Raw genomic sequence first — 18,533 nt, 5'->3', positions numbered from 1 at the left:
GACCTCTGACAATTAAAAGTGGGGTAGAAAATCTGTAATCAGGCGTCGGCCGGTGCCTTGGCCATTTCTCTCAACATCTGTTCGTAGTACTCGACCGATTGCGAGCCGGACACCAGGTGGCGACCGTTCAGCACCATGGCCGGCACCGAATTGATGCCGCGCTGCTGGTAGTACGCTTCAAGCTCCCGCACCTCAGCGGCGAACGCACCGGACGCCAGCACCCCTTGTGCAGCTGCACCGTCCAGCCCCGCTTCAGTCGCCAGACTCACCAGTGCCTGGTGATCGCTCGGGTTCTGGCCTTCACTGAAATAGCCCCGCAGCAGGACCTTCTTCAGCTCGACTTGCCGCCCTTCCTGCAACGCCCACAGCAACAAACGGTGTGCATCAAAGGTGTTGTAGAAGTGCGTGCGCTTCTCCAGATCGAATTTGAAGCCGATGGCCTCGCCGCGAGTGATCTGCATGGCCTTGCCGGCGGCGACGTCGGCGGCGGTTCTCCCGTACTTGCGCATCAGGTGCTCGACCGCTGGCTCACCTTCAGCCGGCATGTTCGGGTTCAATTCGAACGGCTTGTAGGTCAGCTCGACCGAGACTTCCCCGGCCACGTTCTCGATCGCCTGCTCCAGCGCCGTCGCCCCCAGCGCGCACCAGGGGCACACCACATCGGAAATGAAATCGATGGTGACGGAGGACGTCATGACTGCCCCTCCGCCTCGGCCAGTTGCTTGCGGTACTGGGTGGTGGTAATTCCGGCGTAACCCCAGTTATCGGTGTCGACTTCCTCGATCACGATGTGGGTCAGGTCAGGGCGCTTGTTGAGAACGCGTTCCAGGGTTTCAGTGATTTCGGCGATCACCTGAGCTTTCTGCTCAGTGGTAACGCCATCGCGGGTGATGCGTACAGTTACGAAAGGCATGAGGGCAACTCCAGTGACCTTCCCGTCGGGATGATGGGAGAGGCGTTGGAGATGAATGTATGGGGTTGGCGGGAGGGGATAAAGGTGGGGGCGGGAACTTCATTCGTTACGTGGTGTAATGATTACTGTAGGACTCTATGCCGTTTTTTCTGTCGTCCATTTGCTTACGTGTCGCAATTTTCCACTTTTTGCGACACGTCTTCGGGACATGTCGCTGCGGGCGACACGTTCGCGTTGAAGCGCGAATGCATTGTTAAGGCTTACCCTCCGCGATAGGGCTGACGCGGCTCTCATTCATTTCGCGAACAGACGCCAGCAAGTCCTTCTGAAACTGATTTGTTCGATATCCTCTAGCGCGAAACCAACTGCCATCAGGTGGCGATAGTCGGCGCTAGGAACCCCGTTGATGACCTGAAAATCAGCGCCCGGGTGAGACCTCTTTTAAAAAGCAGCCTTATCGGTTGCTTTTTTTATGCCCACAAAAAAGCCCCGAACCAGTCGGGGCTTTTTCTTTCTCAGCCTCTGATCAGGCCTCGACACCACACCCCATCATCAGAAGATATTGATCGGGTAATCCACAAACACACGCACTTCGTTGCCGCTCACGTTGTACTCGCTCGACTTCTGCGACACGCGCAGGACCGAGCTGCGAAGTTTCACGCTGAGGTCTTTGGCCGGGCCGCTTTGGACGACGTATTTGATCTGGTTGAAGATCTCGCGCTCGGTGCCGCCTTCGCTGGTGGAGGTGGTGATGTTGTCACCGCGTACGTAGGCGAAGTTGTAGCTCAGGCCCGGTACACCGAAGGTGCTGAAGTCCAGGCCGTAGCCCAGCTGCCAGCTGCGTTCGTCTTCGGCGTTGAAGTCGGACCAGTAGGAATTTGCCAGGTAGATGGTGTTGCCACCGTCGCCAACGCGACCTTGATCTTTCTGGTAGCCGCCGTAGGCGTAGCCCAGGTTGCTGTCACCGGTGCTGCGCTGGTGCGCGAGGGTGAACGAGTGCGGGCCGGTGATGAAGGTGGCCGCCAGGCTCCAGATTTTGTTGTCGTCGCCGGTGATAGCGTTTTCGCGGACGTAGGAATCGTCCAGCTTGGTGCGGTAGCCGTTGAAGTCCAGGGCCAGGGACTGATCCTTGTCGATCGGGAACACGTAGTTGGCGTTCACGTATTGCTTCTTCAGCACGTCTTCGACGTCGGAAGCGTACAGCGCGGCCTTGAATTGTTCGGTGAACTGGTAGCTACCGCCCAATACGTTGATCGACTTCAAGCCACCACTGTCACGGCCTTCAGCGCTTTTACGCGATTCGGCGGTGAAGCGCCCGGCGTCCAGTTGCAGACCTTTGATCTCCCTGGAGGTGATCAGGGTGCCGGTGTAGCTTTCCGGCAGCAGGCGCGAGTTGTCGTAGCTCAGCACCGGCAGGGCCGGCATCTGGTCGCCGTAGGTCAGGGTGGTGCTGGACAGGCGGAACTTGATCGCTGCGCCGCCCTTGGACAGGTCGTCCGCCGGCTGGCCGCTGTCGCCCTTTTTGAAGAAATCGATGCCTTGCGCGCCGCTACGGTCTTCGCTGCGCTCCAGGTTCAATGCGTACAGGCCGAAAGCGTCGACGCCCACACCCACGGTGCCCTGGGTGAAGCCGGACGAGAACGTGCCGATGGCCGCCTGGCCCCACTCGGATTTATCCGGGTTGCCGTCTTTGTAGTCACGGTTGATGTAGGCGTTGCGCAGCAGCACTTTGAGGCTGCTGTCTTCAACGAAACCCTTTGATTCGGCCTGGTCGTTCGCCATGGCCTGTGTAGCGCTCAACATCCCCAGAGCAATCAGGCTGATTCTCTTGTTCAACATTTTGTTTTTTTCCTTGATACGGTTGATACGCGCTGTGTCGAATGGCCGAAACGGCGCTATTGCGCTCTTATTTCAAGGCGAAAACAAAAAGGCCCGCCCACGATTTCTCGCGGCGGGCCTTTTATTGTTTTTGAGTCGTGGCGGTCGGCCACAGGCGTTGGGCCGAATCGTAGCCGCGCCTTTGACGATGTGTCAATTTCATGAATCTTCTAAAAACAGGCGAAAAACGTCTAAGAAACTGCTTTACGCGGCAGGAATATTCAATCGACGCAGCCTTCGAGACCACAGGCTGCTACGGTATTGGATGAGTGCTGCTCCGGCAGCGACTGACCCAGCCATTGCGCAAATGCCTGGGGTTTGCCCAGCCATGGCCCGATATCGATCAGGGTGAATTGGCCATTGTGTTCAAGCACCAGGGTCGGAAAACCCTGCCCGCCCACCTTGGCCAGCAAAGCCCGGCTGTCCTTGATATGGCCTTCGGTGTCGGCTGCCCCGAAGGCTCTTTCGAAGGCTTGAGGCTCCAACCCCATACCGTGGGCCAGTTCAAGCAGTACCGACTCGTCGGCGATGCGGCGCCCTTCCACGTAGTGAGCACTTTGCAAACGCCCCAACAACTCCAACCCGCGACCTGCCATTTGCTCGGCCGCCAGCACCGCAGCGATGGGTGGAGCCGAATCGAACACGGCACTGTGATCTCGCAGCAAACCTTCGAAATAAGCTTCACCGAACGGCTGCCCGCTGTATTCGGCAATGCGCCGGTCATGGGGCATGACGTAACTGCGCAGTTGTGGCGAAACCTTTTGCCGATTGGCTCCTGTCATCATGCCGCCGCCGTGGGCAAGCACGGGCAACACAGCCTGGGCGGCTTGCACCAGCGGTTTGGCGCCGTAGCACCAACCGCACAACGGATCGTAGATGTAATGCAGGATCATGGGAAAGCTCCGACAGACATTCAGGAAAATTCGATGTCGGCAGATTAGTGCCACAGCGGTTTCGGAAAAACGCCGGATCAGCTTTCAGTCTGTTGCTTGAATCGGTCGAATGACTGCACAAACCCTTTGTATCAACTCAGAAATAATTCGAAACAATCAAATGAGAAAAGCTCTCAATAAGCACTAACAACAGTAAATGACAAGCATTACTATTCGCGCCCTCCAGATGCTTCAACCTAAAAATCCCACGGATGCGCTCTTCAATGCCTGCCCCTTTTCGCCTTGCGCCCTACAGCCTTGGGCTCTCTGCCTTGTTGTCTGCCGGTTTTTCCTTCGCTGCACCGACCACCCTGCCTGCCACATCGATCAGCGCCGAAACTGAAGCCGACGACCCGCGCGTGACAGAAACCAACACGGCGACCCGGACCGCCACGCCGGTGCGCTACGTGCCACAAGCCATCGATTCGATCAAAACCTCGAACGTGATGGATTACGGCACCAACGATCTGGGCACGGCGCTCAGTGGCATCCCCAACGTCAGCAGCGGCGCCGACACACGCTTCGACAGCCTGCGCATCCGCGGTTTCGACGCCAGCAACGATTTCTACCTCGATGGCATCCGCGACGACAGCCAGTACGTGCGCGACTTGCACAACATCGAACGCATCGACGTCCTGAAAGGCCCGGCCGCCGTGTTGTATGGCCGTGGCAGCCAGGGCGGGATCGTCAACCGGGTAAGCAAACTGCCCGAGTTCGGTCGCCGCTCGACCCTTGAAGCCCAGGGCGGTAGCGAGGACTTGCGCAGTCTGTATGCCGACCTCAGTACCGATCCTTCCGAAAACATCAGCCTGCGCCTGAACATGGGTAACATGGACGAGAACAGCTTCCGCGATGGCGTGAGTGGCAATCGCCAGCTGTTCGCACCCTCGATGAGCTGGCAGCTGACACCCGACCTGAACTGGTTGGTGCAGTACGAATACAGCCGCTACAACCGCACGCCGGATCGTGGCATCCCCGGTGTAAACGGCCGCCCGGCCGACGTAGGACGCGATACCACCTACGGCAGTGAAAACGATTTCATCGACGACAAGGCGCAATCCCTGCGTTCGAAACTCACTTATGAACTGAGCGACAACTGGCAGCTGCGCCAGACTCTGGGTGTGTTCAAGCTCGACAGCGATTTCGACAATACTTACTTGAGCGGCTATGTCCCGGCCAGCAACAAGGTCACGCGCCAGCACTGGCAGCAGGACCTGAATACCCGCAATGTCTACAACAACGTCGAGCTGGAAGGTGGCTTCGATACTTTCGGCCTGGAGCACCGCTTGCTCACCGGCATCGAGATCGGCAGCCAGCGCCGCGACCCGCTGCTGTACACCGCCGCCACTTCCGGGCCGGGCAGCTCCCCGGTGCCGGCGCTGGACCTGTACGCCCCCGACCGCAATTTGCGTCATACCGGGCGCATGGTGGTGTCGAGCAACACCCATACCGAGGTCGAGAGCCGTGCGGTGTATGTGCAGGATCAACTGCGCCTGAACGATCAATGGCAGTTGCTCGCCGGCCTGCGTTACGACACGTTCGATATCGAGTCGACCAACAAGGTGCGCAACATTTCCGAAGACAGTGATAGCCATAGCACCAGCCCTCGCGTTGGCGTGGTCTGGACGCCGCTGCAAAATCACTCCTTCTACGCGTCCTGGAGCAAGACGTTCTCGCCGGTCGGTGGTGGCTTGATCGGCATCACCCCGGGTGCGGCCGGTAACAGCAATGACCTGAGCCCCGAGCTGACCAGGCAGAAGGAAATCGGGGTCAAGAGTGACTGGCTCGATGATCGCCTGAGCACCACGCTGGCCATCTACGAGCTGGAGCTCTACAACCGCCGCACCAGCGATCCGAACAACCCGACCATTACCCTGCTCTCCGGGCTGCAACGTTCTCGCGGCATCGAGCTGACCGCTGCCGGCAGAATTACCGGCAACTGGTACGTGCGCGGTGGCGTGGGTCTGCAGGACGCAACCATCGAAAAGGACAACAACGGCCTGGAAGGCAAGCGCATCAACAACGTGGCCAAGCACAACGGCAGCCTGTTCCTGACCTGGAAACCGGAAATGGGCTGGTATGCCGAAACCGGTTTGACCCTGGTTGGTGACCGCTATGCCGACAACCTCAACACCGTCGTGTTGCCGGGTTATGGCCGCTGGGACGCCTTGGCGGGCTTCCGTCAGAAAGATTGGGATTTGCGCGCGGCGCTGAACAACATCAGCGACAAGACGTATTACTCATCGGCGACCAGTGCATTCCAGATCCAGCCTGGGGCACCGCGTAGCTTGGTGGTGACGGGTACCTACAGCTTTTAAAACACCGATCACCTGTGGGAGCGGGCTTGCTCGCGAAGGCGTCGTGTCAGCCAATGGCAATGTTACTGACACACCGCTTTCGCGAGCAAGCCCGCTCCCACAGGGTTCCGTGTGCTGAAAAAAAAAGCGCTGCCATCCCGGCAGCGCTTTTTCTTGATCAATCCGTTGTTGTTCTTCTTATCCTTCCATTACATCCCACAACGCATCCAGTTCCGCTTCGCTGAATAAACCAGCAGGGTAACGCTCGATCATCGTCCGGCGCGGATCAGTTTCACTGATCTGACGCATTCCATTGGACTTGAACCACTGCGCCAGAATCTGGAGCGATTCGCTGTTTACGGCCAGGGGATGCAACGCCTTGTCGCTCACTACGTCCACTTCGGCGTTCATTTCAGCGCTCTCTCCCGGTTTGTGAGCGGCTAACTTATCCAAGGTTTATGACAGAACATCGAAGTTCTCCCCCTCCCCGAGTTACAACAACAGAGATACAAGAGCTGTGCCAAGGTGTCTGAAGTGTGGCCTCGCGGATACAAAAAAGCCCGCAACCCTGAAGGGCTGCGGGCTCTGCGAATTGCGGGAGGTTGATTTACAGGTTGAGAAATTTCGCAATCAACTCAAGATGTTACGACCTCACTCACTCCTTGTGTGGCGCGGGTTGCTGCTGGGTAAGGCAGTGAATATTGCCGCCCCCCAGTAACAGTTCACGACCAGGCACCATCACCACTTCATGCTGTGGGAACAGGTTCTGCAGGATTTCCTTTGCCGGGCCATCCTGCGGGTCGTCAAAGCATGGCGCGATGATGCCGCCGTTGACGATCAGGAAGTTCACGTAGGAACCGGCCAGACGAACAGTCGGGTTACGTTCCTGAGTACCATCTACCGGATCGACTCCGGCACATTCTTCCTCGGTCGCAAACAGCGGGCCCGGAATCGGCATTTTGTGCACCGTGAACGGGCGACCCTTGGCGTCGGTGCTGCTTTGCAGCACGTTCATCGCCGCCTGGCAGCGCGGGTAGTTCGGGTCCTGCGGATCATCGGTCCAGGCCAGCAGCACTTCACCCGGACGCACGTAGCAGCAGAAGTTATCCACATGGCCGTCGGTTTCGTCGTTGAACAAGCCATCCGGCAGCCAGATGATTTTATCCACAGCCAGGTTCGCACTCAGGACCGCTTCGATTTCTTCGCGGTTCATGTGCGGGTTGCGATTGCGGTTGAGCAAGCACTCTTCGGTGGTGATCAGCGTGCCTTCGCCGTCGACGTGAATCGAACCGCCTTCAAGTACGAAGCCTTCGGTGCGGTAACGCGGGCTGCGTTCGATCTCGAGGATCTTGCCGCCGACCTGCGAGTCACGGTTCCACGGCGAATACAGGCCGCCGTCAAAACCGCCCCAGGCATTGAAGTCCCAGTTCACGCCACGGACTTCGCCACTGTTATTGATGACGAAAGTCGGACCTGAATCGCGAACCCAGGCGTCGTCACTGGACATTTCCACTACGCGAATATTCGGCACATCCAGACGGGCACGTGCGTTTTCGTACTGGCCGGCGGAAACCGCCACGGTGACCGGCTCGAAACGGGCGATGGCCTTGGCCACGGCCACGTGCGCGGCCTGTGCCGGTTTGCCACCCAGGCGCCAGTTGTCCGGGCGCTCGGGCCAGATCATCCAGGTCTGGGTTTGGGGTGCCCATTCGGCTGGCATGTAGAAGCCGTCGGCGCGAGGGGTGCTGCTCAACGTGGTCATGACTCAGGACTCCGGAGTGGCGTTGATGCCTGACAGAAAAGAAAGCGCATGGATACACGCCGTGGACTGGTCACTTTATATCCGATAAATATCGGCTTTTAAAGCACCGCCAATCCGTAGCTACAAAAATAATCGACAAAAAGCCGATATCAATCGAATTAACACCACCACCTCTGTGGGAGCGAGCTTGCTCGCGATGAGGCCATTCCAGTCACAGATTTTTCGACTGAAAGACCGCTATCGCGAGCAAGCTCGCTCCCACAGAGGGAATGTGTTTACAGACCTTCTGCGAGCACCTTCGACAGCATGTCCACGAAGAAATCCACGCTCTGGCGCGAAGTGACCATCGGCGGCTTGATCTTGAGGATGTTCAGGTAATCGCCGGTCGGCTGCATGAAGATCCCCAGTTCCCGCAAACGATCGCACAGTGTGGTGGTTTCCTCGGTGGCCGGCTCCAGGGTGTCGCGGTTGCGGATCAACTCGACGCCCAGGTAGAAACCGGAACCGTGCACCGCGCCCACTAACGGATGAATATCGATCAACGCTTCCAGGCGCTGCTTGAAGTGGCCGCCAACGACCTGAGCGTTCTCCCAGAGTTTTTCCTCTTCCATCACATCCAGCACGGCCATGCCGACCTGGCAACTGACCGGGCTGCCACCGGCGGAGGAGAAGAAATAACCCTCGGCCTCCAGCGCCTCGGCGATTTCCCGGCGGGTGATGACCGCGCCCAATGGCTGGCCGTTGCCCATGCCTTTGGCCATGGTGATGATGTCCGGCACCACACCTTGCTCTTCGAAGCCCCAGAAGAAATCGCCCATGCGTCCGTAGCCGACCTGCACTTCGTCGGCGATGCACACGCCGCCCTGGGCCCGGACCATGCCATAGACTTGCTTCAAATAGCCCGGTGGCAGCGAGATACCGCCGGCATTGCCGTACACCGGTTCACAGATGAAACCGGCCAGTTGGCGTTTCTGTTCGGCGATTTTCGCCAGGTTGTGCTCGACGCTGCGCACATAATCCGGCGCACTGTCGGGGCCACGGAATTCACCGCGGTAAGTGTTTGGCGCGGTCACCGGGTGTACCCAGTCCGGGCGGCTGCTCAAGGCCTTGGGGTTGTCGGCAATCGAGGTCGACACCGAGTCCGCGCCCACCGTCCAGCCGTGATAGGCCTCCAGCACGCTGAGCATGTCGCGGCCGCCGCTGTAGGCCCACGCCAGCCGAATCGCCAGGTCGTTGGCCTCGCTGCCGCTGTTGACCAGGAACACGCGGTCCATGCCGTCAGGGGACAGTTTCAGCAAGCGTTCGGAAAACTCGGCCACGGCCGCGTAGTTGAAACGCGAGTTGGTGTTGAGCAACGACCACTGGCGACTGGCGACCGCCGCCATGCGCGGATGACCGTGGCCCAATACCGCGACGTTGTTGAGCATGTCGAGGTAGGAACGCCCCTGCATGTCGATCAAATGGTTGCGCCAGCCACGCTCGATGCGCGGCGGGTCGACGTAATAATGTTTTTGCGTTCGGGCGAAACTGGCGTCACGCCGGGCCAGCAAGGTCGCGCCGTCGAGTTCTGCTTCGGCATCACAGGCCAGCCCCAGCAGTGCTGCAGGTGATGGGCACAGTGCCTGCCAGGCAGCGGCGCGCGATGGTGTGCAGAACAACGGGGCATCGATCGACGCGCCACGGCTCAACTGCACGATCAACGGCCCGCTGACCGAACCCAGTACCTGGCCTTTGACCAGTGCCGCGCCGCTGTGCAGCGACGGCGTGACACCCCAAAGCCGCACACTCAATTGCGGGCCGTCCAGTTGCAGCACGCCCACCGACGGGTGGTGCACCACACCGGCAAACGGTGCTTCGACCGTCGTGCCCTGAGGTACACGCAGTTCAACGTGCAAGGGGCAAGTGTCCGGTTCGGTGGCACTGTCCGGGCGGGTGTGGGACAGGCGGTACTGTCCATATCGACTGGCCGCCAGGCCATGAGCTGCGGCGGCTTCATCCAGCAAGCGCTGATCGACACCCTCCTGCTCCCAGTTCCCGGCCTCGAAATGCGGGCTGAGCACCCCCAGGTCGATCAAGGCGAACTCACGCCCCACCAGGCTTGGCAACAGCGGCGCAAAGCCTTCACTGCCAATGGCCGGAAGACTGTGGCCGACAGCGGTGAGGATCGCCGCTTCCATCAATGCCAACGGCACCGACGTGGCCACACGGAAGATTTCCCATTCATGGACCAGGTTATCGCGACTGTAGGCATTGCCCGGATCGATGCTGACCTGCTGTTCGCCACTGAGCACCAGCACCGCCGCACGGGCGACGATCAGCGGCCACAGCGCCAGCAGCTCTTCGTGTTGCAAAGGATTGACTGCGTGGTAAGCCTGGATTGCCGGCAAAATGCAGAACGGATCGCCCTCGCCATGATGCAGCAGCGCGGCGCAGGTGACCGACAGATCGGTAATGCGCCAGGTACGCACCAGGTCACCGAAATCGATCACGCCTTGCAGTTGCCAATGGCGTTGCGCATCGCGCTGCCACACCACGTTGTCGTCGGTGATGTCCATATGAATGGCCTGCACCGGCAGCCTGGCTTCCAGCGGCTGCAAATGCCGCTCGGCTTGTGCGCACGCTTCGACGATCAGTTTGCGTTGGGCTTCATCCTTGATCACCGGCAGCAAGTGCGCGATCAGGGCGTGAGCATGGCGAGCGTCCCATTGCAGGGTTCGCACCAGGCCCGGATGGTCGAAATCCGCCAGGGCCAGGTCCATTTCACCGCACAGGCGACCGAAACCGGATACCACCGTCGGGTTGAAATGGCCGAGGCTCGTCAGCGGCTGGCCTTCGATGTAGTCGAGCAGACGAACGTGCACTGCCTGGCCACCCACGTCCAGAGACAGCAGGTCTGCACCGTTTTTCGCCGCGATAACACGCGGCACATGGACATCGGGGTGCTCGCCCAAGTGCTTGAGCCCGGCATGCTGTGCCTGAAGCTCAACGACCGAGTAGTCGCCACGGCAGATTTTCAGGACGAAACGCCCCCGCTCGCTGTCGACGCGGTAGTTCAGGTCTTGCTGGCTGCCGAGGGGCTGCAGTCTGCCGCTGAACCCGTAATGTTCTTCCAGCAGCTCTAGCGCTTGCTCCGCAGACACCTGCGGGCTGGGCAAACTGGCGCGATGAATCAACGTGGCGAGCGGCATACAACAACCCCTGAAATTTTATTAGGCGCCTATATCGCCACTGCTTCGGGCGATACGCAACCCCCCGCAAGCCGCTATGAGGGCATTTGTGGGAGCGGGCTTGCTCGCGAAGAGGGCGTGTCCGTCACATTCAGGTTGCCTGTCACTCCGCGTTCGCGAGCAAGCCCGCTCCCACAGGTTTTGGTTCTGGCACTCGCCTCCAATGGCACTTTGCGCAAGAATGACGGCCCTAAACACATGCATCTGGAGATGCCTACCATGAATGTAGTGACCACCGACCTGCCCGGTGTTCTGATCCTCGAACCCAAGGTCTTTGGTGACGATCGTGGTTTCTTCTACGAGAGTTTCAATGCCAGGGCGTTCAAAGAGGCCACCGGGCTGGACACCGAATTCGTTCAAGACAATCACTCCCGTTCGCAGAAGGGTGTGCTGCGCGGCCTGCATTACCAGCTGGAAAATACCCAGGGAAAACTGGTCCGCGTCACAGTCGGTGAAGTGCTGGACGTCGCCGTGGACATCCGTCGCAGTTCGCCGCACTTCGGCAAATGGGTCGCCGTGCGGCTGTCCGCCGCCAATCATCGGCAGCTCTGGGTCCCGGAAGGCTTTGCCCACGGGTTCGTCGTACTCAGCGAATTTGCCGAGTTCCTGTACAAAACCACCGACTACTACACGCCATCGGCCGAACGCAGCATTCGCTGGGATGACCCGGACCTGGCCATCGACTGGCAACTCGAAGGCACGCCGCAACTGTCGGCCAAGGATCAGGCCGGCGTGTTTTTCAAGGACGCTGACGTCTTTGCCTGAAAGGCCGGCTGAAACTCGCCTTTCAAGATGCAGCTGACCCAAGGCGGGCAAGCCTAGGCATAATGCGCCTGTACCCACAGGCGCATGCTGCTCATGAAACCGACTCTCCCCCCCAGACCCCGTTGGCGCAGCCTGGCCCTGCTGGCACTGTGCCTGGCGCCGTTGCTGTGGCCGCTGGAGCATCTGGCCGAGCGCTATTACCGCAGCGAACTGGCCAGCCAGAATCGTCAGACCCTCGACCTCTATGTCGCCAACCTGCTGGGCACCCTGCACCGCTATGAAGTGTTGCCGCAAATCCTCGGTGACCTTCCGGCCCTGCGCGCCGTGCTCGGTGCACCGGACGATGGCGTCACCCAGGGCAATGCCAACCGCCTGCTGAAAAATATCGCCACCCAGACCGGTGCCGAAGTCATGTACCTGATGGACGCCACCGGCAAGACGCTGGCTGCCTCCAACTGGGACAAGCACGACAGTTTCGTCGGGCGCAATTTTTCCTTCCGGCCTTATTTCAGCGAAGCCATGGCCGGGCGGCTCGGGCGCTTCTTTGGTTTGGGTACCACCTCCGCCAAGCGCGGTTACTTCTTCGCCGCCGGCGTGCGTGATGGCGAAAAAATCATGGGGGTGCTGGTGGTCAAGGTCGACCTCGACCACACCGAAAGCCTCTGGGGCAAAACCCCGGAACAACTGCTGCTGACCGACCACAACGGCGTGGTCATTCTCACCTCGCGACCGGAGTGGCGATTCCGCTCGACCCGCCCGTTGAGCGAGGCCGAAAGCAAAGCCATCACTGCGATCCAGCCCTATCCAACCCGCGATCCCAAACCGCTGGAGCTCAACCCCAACGCCTGGCTGACCCAGACCCAGCAGATCGCCGAAACCGGCTGGAATGTCAGCATCCTCGCCCCGCGCACCTTGATCGACCGTCCGGTGCGCACGGTGGTGGCCATCGGCGGTGCAACGCTGCTGGTGTTGATGCTGTTGCTTGGCCTGATGATGCAGCGCCGCCGCCATTACCTCGATCGCATTGCTTTCGAAGCCAAGGCCCGCCGCGAACTGGAAGGCCGGGTCGCCGAGCGCACCAGCGATCTCGAAGGCCTGAACCGGCGCCTGAAACAGGAAGTACTGGAACGCGAGCAGGCCCAGCAGGAGCTGGTCCGCGCCCAGGACGATCTGGTCCAGGCCGGCAAACTGTCGGCACTGGGTACCATGTCGGCAAGCATCAGCCATGAACTCAATCAGCCGCTGGCAGCGATTCGCAGTTATGCGGAAAACGCCGAGATATTGCTCGACCACCAGCGCACCGACGATGCCCGCGGCAATCTCAAGCTGATCAGCGAACTGACCGGTCGCATGGCCTCGATCATCGCCCACCTGCGCGCCTTTGCCCGGCGCGACCGGCATGCCCCGGAAAGCGTGGCCCTGCAACCGGCGCTGGATGATGCCCTGGCCTTGCTGGCCAAGCGCCGACGCAGCATGGACGTCGAGCTGATCCGTGATCTGCCCGCCGCCACCCTGTGGGTCGAGGCCGGGGAAACCCGCCTGCGCCAGGTGCTCGGCAACCTGCTGGCCAATGCCCTGGATGCCCTGACGGAAAAAGGCCCGCCACGCAAACTCTGGTTGAGTGCCCAATCCACGGCCGAAGGCGTCAACCTGTACATTCGCGACAACGGCCCGGGCTTTTGCATGGAGGCCCTTGGACGCGCCAGCGAGCCGTTCTACACCACCAAGACCCGAACCCAGGGCCTGGGCTTGGGGCTGGCGATTTGCGAAACGCTGATGCGCGCCTTCGGGGGTGAACTGTCGTTCGCCAACCACAAGGAAGGCGGCGCCCTGATTACCCTGAAGCTGCGCGCAGGCGCACCAGGCGTGAGCCTGCAACCGTCCGAGGACCGAAGTGCATGACCATCGACAACCGCATTCAGGTCGTGTTGATCGACGACGATCCCCACTTGCGCCAGGCCTTGAGCCAGACGCTGGATCTGGCCGGACTGAAGATCCTGCCGCTGGCCGAAGCCAAGGGCCTGGCCGGGCAACTGGAGCGCGACTGGCCGGGTGTGGTGGTCAGCGACATCCGCATGCCCGGCATGGACGGTCTGGAACTGCTGACCGAACTGCACGCCCAGGACCCTGAATTGCCGGTGCTGCTGATCACTGGCCACGGCGATGTGCCACTGGCGGTGCAGGCCATGCGCGCCGGGGCCTATGACTTTCTCGAGAAGCCGTTCGCCAGCGACGCCTTGCTCGACAGCGTGCGCCGCGCGCTGGCCCTGCGCCGGCTGGTGCTGGACAACCGCAGCCTGCGGTTGGCCTTGAGCGACCGCAACGAGCTGAGCGCCCGCCTGGTTGGCCATTCACCTTCGATGCTGCGCCTGCGCGAGCAGATCGGCGCCTTGGCGGCGACCAAGGCCGACGTGCTGATCCTCGGCGAAACCGGCGCCGGCAAAGAAGTCGTGGCCCGGGCGTTGCACGATCTATCAGGCCGGCGTAACGGTCCGTTCGTGGCGATCAATGCCGGTGCCCTGGCCGAATCAGTGGTCGAAAGCGAGCTGTTCGGCCACGAGCCCGGCGCCTTCACCGGCGCGCAGAAACGCCGCATCGGCAAGTTCGAATTCGCCAATGGCGGCACCTTGTTCCTCGATGAAATCGAAAGCATGAGCCTGGATGTGCAGGTCAAATTGCTGCGCTTGCTGCAGGAGCGCGTGGTCGAACGCCTGGGCGGCAATCAACAGATCCCCCTGGACATCCGCATCATCGCCGCGACCAAGGAAGACCTGCGCCAGGCAGCGGATCAAGGGCGCTTTCGTGCCGACTTGTATTACCGCCTGAACGTCGCGCCGCTGCGGATTCCCCCCTTGCGCGAACGGGGCGAAGACGCACTGATGCTGTTCCAGCATTTCGCCGACGAAGCCAGTGCCCGCCACGGCTTGCCGCCCCATGAACTGCAACCGGGACAACGTGCCTTGCTGCTGCGCCATACCTGGCCCGGCAACGTGCGCGAATTGCAAAATGCGGCCGAGCGTTTTGCCCTCGGGCTGGAACTGGCCCTCGACAACAGCACGCCGGAAGGCGGCGCTGGCCCTATGGCCGAAGTCGTCAGCGGTGGGTTGAGCGAGCAAGTGGAGAACTTCGAAAAAACCCTCATCGCCGCCGAACTGGCGCGCTCGCACAGCTCCGTGCGCAGCGTCGCCGAAGCCCTCGGCATTCCGCGCAAGACCCTGCACGACAAACTACGCAAGCACGGTTTGAGCTTCTCGGACAGTGGCGCTTCGGCCCACCCTGATGACCTCGACTGAGCTACCGTCCAATCATCCAATTCAAGCAAGAGGCCCCCTGAATGAGCCGCGACAGTCGACAACTGGAATCAGTCCTCCATCACGACATTCCCCTCACCCGGGACATGGGCCTCAGAGTGCTCGACTGGCATGACCAGCAACTGCGCCTGCACTTGCCGCTGGAAGCAAACGTCAACCACAAGAGCACCATGTTCGGCGGCAGCCTGTATTGCGGCGCGGTCCTGGCCGGTTGGGGCTGGCTGCATTTGCGCCTCAAGGAAGAAGGCATCACGGACGGGCACATCGTGATTCAGGAAGGGCAGATCAGCTATCCGCTGCCGGTGACGGGCGATGCCAACGCCATTTGCCAGGCGCCGGATCCGGTGATCTGGAAGAAATTTTTGACCACGTTCCAGCGGTACAGCCGAGCTCGGTTGACGCTGCATACACGGGTCGTCAATGAAGGCCGTGATGAGGATGCGGTGAGGTTTGTCGGGCAGTACGTGTTGCACCGCTAAATCGGGACCACCACAAAACCTGTGGGAGCGAGCTTGCTCGCGATGGGGTCGTCCAGGCCAACATTGTAGTTGCCTGACCCACCGCCATCGCGAGCAAGCTCGCTCCCACAAGGATTTTGCATCAGCGCGTGGGAACGATCTTATGCGCGTGCCAGTTCCAGCAGCTTCTCCCGCCAAGCCGCCTTCGCCGGCAACGCCAGAAAGAACGCATTCAACAGCGATTCCCGCGCCGGATAGCTGAACGGCTCACCGCTCAGCTCCAGCACCTCACCGCCCGCACCTTCCAGTACGCCTTGGGCGGCCGCCGTGTCCCACTGCGAAGTCGGTGCCAGACGCGGATAGCAATCCGCGGCCCCTTCAGCCAGCAAACAGAATTTCAGAGAACTGCCGATGTTGACCAGTTGCAGCTCGCCAAGACTGGCGCTCAACCCGGCCAGCAAACGTTCCTGCTCCGGGCTCGAATGGCGACGGCTGGCCACCACGGTGAACGACTCACCGGGCGCTAATGCATCACGCACCTTGATCGCCACTGGCGTACCACCTTTATCGCCACGCCACGCGCCGAGGCCGGCGCCACCGACATAAAAACGACCATTGGTCGGCATAGACACCACACCGAACACCACCCGACCGTTTTCGATCAGGGCGATGTTGACGGTGAACTCTTCGCTGCCGCTGATGAACTCCTTGGTGCCATCGAGCGGATCGACCAGCCACCAGCGCTGCCATCCGGCCCGCACACTTTGCGCAATGTTTGCGTCCTCTTCGGAGAGCACCGGGATGCCCGGATCCAGCGCCGTCAGCCCCGCCAGAATCAGGTGGTGCGCGGCCAGGTCAGCAGCGGTCACCGGCGAATCATCAGCCTTAGCCGTGACGGCCGTGCCTGTACGCCAGAACGGCAGGATCGCATCACCGGCCTGCAAAGCCAGCTCAATGACCGGAGCCATCAACGGATGCGGAAAATTCATGACTGGAACGCTCCGCGCTGAGTCAACAGGTCTCGGGCCAGGTACAGCGCCGCCAAGGCACGGCCTTCGGTAAATTGCGGGTTTTGCGCCAGCGCCGAGAGTTCACGCAGATTGACCTTGTCCACCCGCATCGGCTCGGGTTCGTCGCCTTCCAGGCGCGCTTCGTAGAGGTCGGTGGCCAGCACCACCTGAATCTTCTGGCTCATGTAACCGGGGGACAGCGACAGCTCGGTCAGGTGCTCCAGCTGTCGCGCGCCGAAGCCGGCCTCTTCCTTGAGCTCACGCTCGGCCGCCGCCAACACGTCTTCGCCCGGCTCGATCAAACCCTTGGGCAAAGACATTTCGTATTCATCGGTGCCGCCGCAATACTCCTCGACCAGCACCGCATGCTCGGCATCGAGCATCGCCACGATCATGACCGCGCCGTACCCGGCCCCTTTGCCAACCAGGCGCTCATACGTACGCTCCACGCCATTGGAAAAGCGCAGCTTCAGCTCCTCCACGCAGAACAATCGACTGGTGGCGACAATTTCGCGGGCGAGTATGGTGGGTTTCTGGCGCATGCAAAGCTCCTTGGCGTGAACGCGCTACTATAACGCGGCTTTCCCGTTTGTTTACGCCAGAAATCTTTCTACTGCCCGAGACGTTGCCATGCCTTCATTACCCTGGTCCGACATCGATACCGTTCTGCTGGACATGGACGGCACGTTGCTTGACCTGCATTTCGACAACCACTTCTGGATGGAGCACCTGCCCCAGCGTTACGCCGAATTGCACGGGGTCAGCCGGGCCATGGCCGAGATGGAATTGCAGCCGTTGTTCGAGCGCAATGCCGGCCAGCTGCAGTGGTACTGCCTGGACTTCTGGAGTGCCGAACTGAAGCTGTCGGTGCGCGACCTGAAACTGGAAACCGCGCATCTGATCGCCCTGCGCCCGGATGCCGACACCTTTCTGACGGCGATCAAACGGGCCGGCAAGCGCGTGGTGCTGATCACCAACGCCCATCGGGATGCGCTGTCGTTGAAGCTGGAAAAAATCGAACTGGCGCCCTACTTCGAGCGCCTGATCAGTTCCCATGACTACGGCTTCCCCAAGGAAAACCCGCAGTTCTGGAATGCGCTGCAAGCCGATATCGATTTCGAACCGGCGCGCAGCCTGTTCATCGACGACACCTTGCCGATCCTGCGCAGTGCGCGGGATTTTGGTGTGGCGCATTTGCTGGCCGTGCGTGAACCGGATAGTCGCAAGGGGCCGAAGGACACGGCGGAGTTTGCGGCGGTCGGGGATTATCGGGATTTGATTGCAGGACTTTGATACCGAGGCGCCTGCTTCGCGGGCAAGCCACGCTCCCACAGAATCTGAGCCGTTTCACAAAGAATGCGAACGACGCAGATCCTGTGGGAGCGTGGCTTGCCCGCGATGGCCATCACGCGGTTTGACGACTTACTCAGGAATCCGCAACGATTGCCCCGGGTAGATTTTGTCCGGGTGCGACAGCATCGGTTTGTTGGCTTCGAAAATCTTGTTGTACTTGTTGGCATCGCCGTACACGCGCTTGGAAATCGCGCTGAGGGTGTCGCCCTTCACGACGGTGACAAACACCGCGGCCTTCACCACCGGCCCGGTCACAGTGATCTGATCATCCACGCTGCCAACCCCGGCAATATTGCCCACGGCCAACAGAATTTTTTCCTTCTCTTCCTGGCTTGCCACTTCGCCGGTCACGGTCACTTTGTCACCATCGACCGTCGCCTGCACATTCGGGTTGCCCAGCCCGACCTTTTTGATGTGTTCCTTCAATTGCTCACTGGCATTGGCGTTGCCTGGCGTCAGCAAATCCAGCAGTTTTTCGCCTGCCTCCTTCACAAAGCTCAAAAGACTCATGGTGCACTCTCCTTGGGTTTGGGGTTCCAGACGCAAAAGCCTAGACCACGGCCGCCACTTGCGAATCCAACCCGACCAATGACCCCGCTTGCGATAGAATCCGCCCCTTCCCGCGCC

The 18,533-nt window shown here is 60.5% G+C and carries 16 protein-coding genes; 6 read left to right on the top strand and 10 right to left on the bottom strand.

Annotated features, from left to right (window positions below; translation table 11 throughout):
- Positions 1-38: 38 nt before the first annotated feature.
- The 4 genes from ACXX83_RS25980 to ACXX83_RS25965 all read right to left on the bottom strand — a co-directional run bounded on the left by ACXX83_RS25980 (position 39) and on the right by ACXX83_RS25965 (position 3,684).
- Positions 39-695: a DsbA family oxidoreductase gene (locus ACXX83_RS25980; protein WP_217836900.1), complete on the bottom strand. Its 657-nt coding sequence runs from the start codon at positions 693-695 to the stop codon at positions 39-41.
- Entirely contained in the window at positions 692-913 is a 222-nt protein-coding gene (locus ACXX83_RS25975; protein ID WP_008046542.1) for a tautomerase family protein, read from the bottom strand. Before ACXX83_RS25975 ends, ACXX83_RS25980 begins: the two co-directional genes overlap by 4 nt.
- Positions 914-1,465: 552 nt before the next feature.
- Positions 1,466-2,752 (bottom strand): OprD family porin, encoded by a 1,287-nt coding sequence (locus tag ACXX83_RS25970; RefSeq protein WP_458549975.1) that lies wholly within the window; start codon positions 2,750-2,752, stop codon positions 1,466-1,468.
- Between the two features lie 260 nt (positions 2,753-3,012).
- On the bottom strand, positions 3,013-3,684 hold the full coding sequence (locus tag ACXX83_RS25965) for a DsbA family protein (RefSeq protein ID WP_458549974.1): 672 nt from the start codon (positions 3,682-3,684) through the stop codon (positions 3,013-3,015).
- A 263-nt stretch (positions 3,685-3,947) separates the two neighbouring features.
- Between ACXX83_RS25965 and ACXX83_RS25960 the strand changes: the two genes are divergently transcribed.
- A complete protein-coding gene (locus ACXX83_RS25960; RefSeq protein WP_458549973.1) occupies positions 3,948-6,041 on the top strand; it encodes a TonB-dependent receptor in 2,094 nt (697 codons plus the stop codon).
- Positions 6,042-6,218: 177 nt separating this feature from the next.
- Here the strand turns inward: ACXX83_RS25960 and ACXX83_RS25955 are convergent, their stop codons facing one another.
- From ACXX83_RS25955 to ACXX83_RS25945, 3 genes are all read right to left on the bottom strand, one after another.
- The gene (locus ACXX83_RS25955; protein ID WP_217836896.1) at positions 6,219-6,431 is read right to left on the bottom strand and encodes a hypothetical protein; all 213 of its coding nucleotides are present in this window, start codon (positions 6,429-6,431) and stop codon (positions 6,219-6,221) included.
- Positions 6,432-6,675: 244 nt separating this feature from the next.
- A complete protein-coding gene (gene aguA / locus ACXX83_RS25950; RefSeq protein ID WP_458549972.1) occupies positions 6,676-7,782 on the bottom strand; it encodes an agmatine deiminase in 1,107 nt (368 codons plus the stop codon).
- Positions 7,783-8,057: 275 nt separating this feature from the next.
- Entirely contained in the window at positions 8,058-10,970 is a 2,913-nt protein-coding gene (locus ACXX83_RS25945; protein WP_458549971.1) for an aminotransferase, read from the bottom strand.
- A gap of 258 nt (positions 10,971-11,228) precedes the next feature.
- Here ACXX83_RS25945 and rfbC point away from each other — a divergent pair, with 258 nt between their 5' ends.
- The 4 genes from rfbC to ACXX83_RS25925 all read left to right on the top strand — a co-directional run bounded on the left by rfbC (position 11,229) and on the right by ACXX83_RS25925 (position 15,564).
- Positions 11,229-11,774 (top strand): dTDP-4-dehydrorhamnose 3,5-epimerase, encoded by a 546-nt coding sequence (gene rfbC, locus ACXX83_RS25940; protein ID WP_458549970.1) that lies wholly within the window; start codon positions 11,229-11,231, stop codon positions 11,772-11,774.
- Between the two features lie 93 nt (positions 11,775-11,867).
- Positions 11,868-13,676 carry a sensor histidine kinase gene (locus ACXX83_RS25935; protein ID WP_015093044.1) on the top strand — a complete coding sequence of 603 codons (1,809 nt, stop codon included), beginning with the start codon at positions 11,868-11,870 and terminating at the stop codon, positions 13,674-13,676.
- A complete protein-coding gene (locus ACXX83_RS25930; RefSeq protein WP_217836893.1) occupies positions 13,673-15,067 on the top strand; it encodes a sigma-54-dependent transcriptional regulator in 1,395 nt (464 codons plus the stop codon). The genes ACXX83_RS25935 and ACXX83_RS25930 overlap by 4 nt, the downstream gene beginning before the upstream one ends.
- 41 nt (positions 15,068-15,108) lie before the next feature.
- Positions 15,109-15,564: a YiiD C-terminal domain-containing protein gene (locus tag ACXX83_RS25925; protein ID WP_015093042.1), complete on the top strand. Its 456-nt coding sequence runs from the start codon at positions 15,109-15,111 to the stop codon at positions 15,562-15,564.
- 140 nt (positions 15,565-15,704) lie between these two features.
- On the opposite strand, the gene cysQ is transcribed toward ACXX83_RS25925, so the two are convergent.
- Both cysQ and nudE read right to left on the bottom strand, forming a co-directional pair.
- The gene (gene cysQ, locus ACXX83_RS25920; protein ID WP_217836891.1) at positions 15,705-16,532 is read right to left on the bottom strand and encodes a 3'(2'),5'-bisphosphate nucleotidase CysQ; all 828 of its coding nucleotides are present in this window, start codon (positions 16,530-16,532) and stop codon (positions 15,705-15,707) included.
- Positions 16,529-17,095, bottom strand: a complete 567-nt coding sequence (gene nudE / locus ACXX83_RS25915) for an ADP compounds hydrolase NudE (protein WP_007972833.1) — start codon at positions 17,093-17,095, stop codon at positions 16,529-16,531. The genes cysQ and nudE overlap by 4 nt, the downstream gene beginning before the upstream one ends.
- A gap of 88 nt (positions 17,096-17,183) precedes the next feature.
- Here nudE and yrfG point away from each other — a divergent pair, with 88 nt between their 5' ends.
- A complete protein-coding gene (yrfG, locus tag ACXX83_RS25910) occupies positions 17,184-17,846 on the top strand; it encodes a GMP/IMP nucleotidase (RefSeq protein ID WP_126048645.1) in 663 nt (220 codons plus the stop codon).
- A gap of 129 nt (positions 17,847-17,975) precedes the next feature.
- Here yrfG and lysM read toward each other — a convergent pair whose 3' ends face one another.
- Positions 17,976-18,416 carry a peptidoglycan-binding protein LysM gene (lysM, locus tag ACXX83_RS25905; RefSeq protein WP_102673942.1) on the bottom strand — a complete coding sequence of 147 codons (441 nt, stop codon included), beginning with the start codon at positions 18,414-18,416 and terminating at the stop codon, positions 17,976-17,978.
- Positions 18,417-18,533: the final 117 nt, after the last annotated feature.

This window comes from Pseudomonas sp. GNP012, from assembly GCF_054343835.1.
Note: the sequence above shows the minus strand (reverse complement) of the source record. Positions and strands in the feature narration are given on the sequence as shown.

Coding starts and splice junctions, on each gene's coding strand:
- rfbC (WP_458549970.1), top strand. CDS start 11,229: ATGAATGTAGTGACCACCGACCTGCCCGGTGTTCTGATCCTCGAACCC.
- ACXX83_RS25960 (WP_458549973.1), top strand. CDS start 3,948: ATGCCTGCCCCTTTTCGCCTTGCGCCCTACAGCCTTGGGCTCTCTGCC.
- ACXX83_RS25930 (WP_217836893.1), top strand. CDS start 13,673: ATGACCATCGACAACCGCATTCAGGTCGTGTTGATCGACGACGATCCC.
- ACXX83_RS25935 (WP_015093044.1), top strand. CDS start 11,868: ATGAAACCGACTCTCCCCCCCAGACCCCGTTGGCGCAGCCTGGCCCTG.
- ACXX83_RS25955 (WP_217836896.1), bottom strand. CDS start 6,431: ATGAACGCCGAAGTGGACGTAGTGAGCGACAAGGCGTTGCATCCCCTG.
- lysM (WP_102673942.1), bottom strand. CDS start 18,416: ATGAGTCTTTTGAGCTTTGTGAAGGAGGCAGGCGAAAAACTGCTGGAT.
- ACXX83_RS25965 (WP_458549974.1), bottom strand. CDS start 3,684: ATGATCCTGCATTACATCTACGATCCGTTGTGCGGTTGGTGCTACGGC.
- cysQ (WP_217836891.1), bottom strand. CDS start 16,532: ATGAATTTTCCGCATCCGTTGATGGCTCCGGTCATTGAGCTGGCTTTG.
- yrfG (WP_126048645.1), top strand. CDS start 17,184: ATGCCTTCATTACCCTGGTCCGACATCGATACCGTTCTGCTGGACATG.
- ACXX83_RS25980 (WP_217836900.1), bottom strand. CDS start 695: ATGACGTCCTCCGTCACCATCGATTTCATTTCCGATGTGGTGTGCCCC.
- ACXX83_RS25970 (WP_458549975.1), bottom strand. CDS start 2,752: ATGTTGAACAAGAGAATCAGCCTGATTGCTCTGGGGATGTTGAGCGCT.
- ACXX83_RS25925 (WP_015093042.1), top strand. CDS start 15,109: ATGAGCCGCGACAGTCGACAACTGGAATCAGTCCTCCATCACGACATT.
- nudE (WP_007972833.1), bottom strand. CDS start 17,095: ATGCGCCAGAAACCCACCATACTCGCCCGCGAAATTGTCGCCACCAGT.
- ACXX83_RS25975 (WP_008046542.1), bottom strand. CDS start 913: ATGCCTTTCGTAACTGTACGCATCACCCGCGATGGCGTTACCACTGAG.
- aguA (WP_458549972.1), bottom strand. CDS start 7,782: ATGACCACGTTGAGCAGCACCCCTCGCGCCGACGGCTTCTACATGCCA.
- ACXX83_RS25945 (WP_458549971.1), bottom strand. CDS start 10,970: ATGCCGCTCGCCACGTTGATTCATCGCGCCAGTTTGCCCAGCCCGCAG.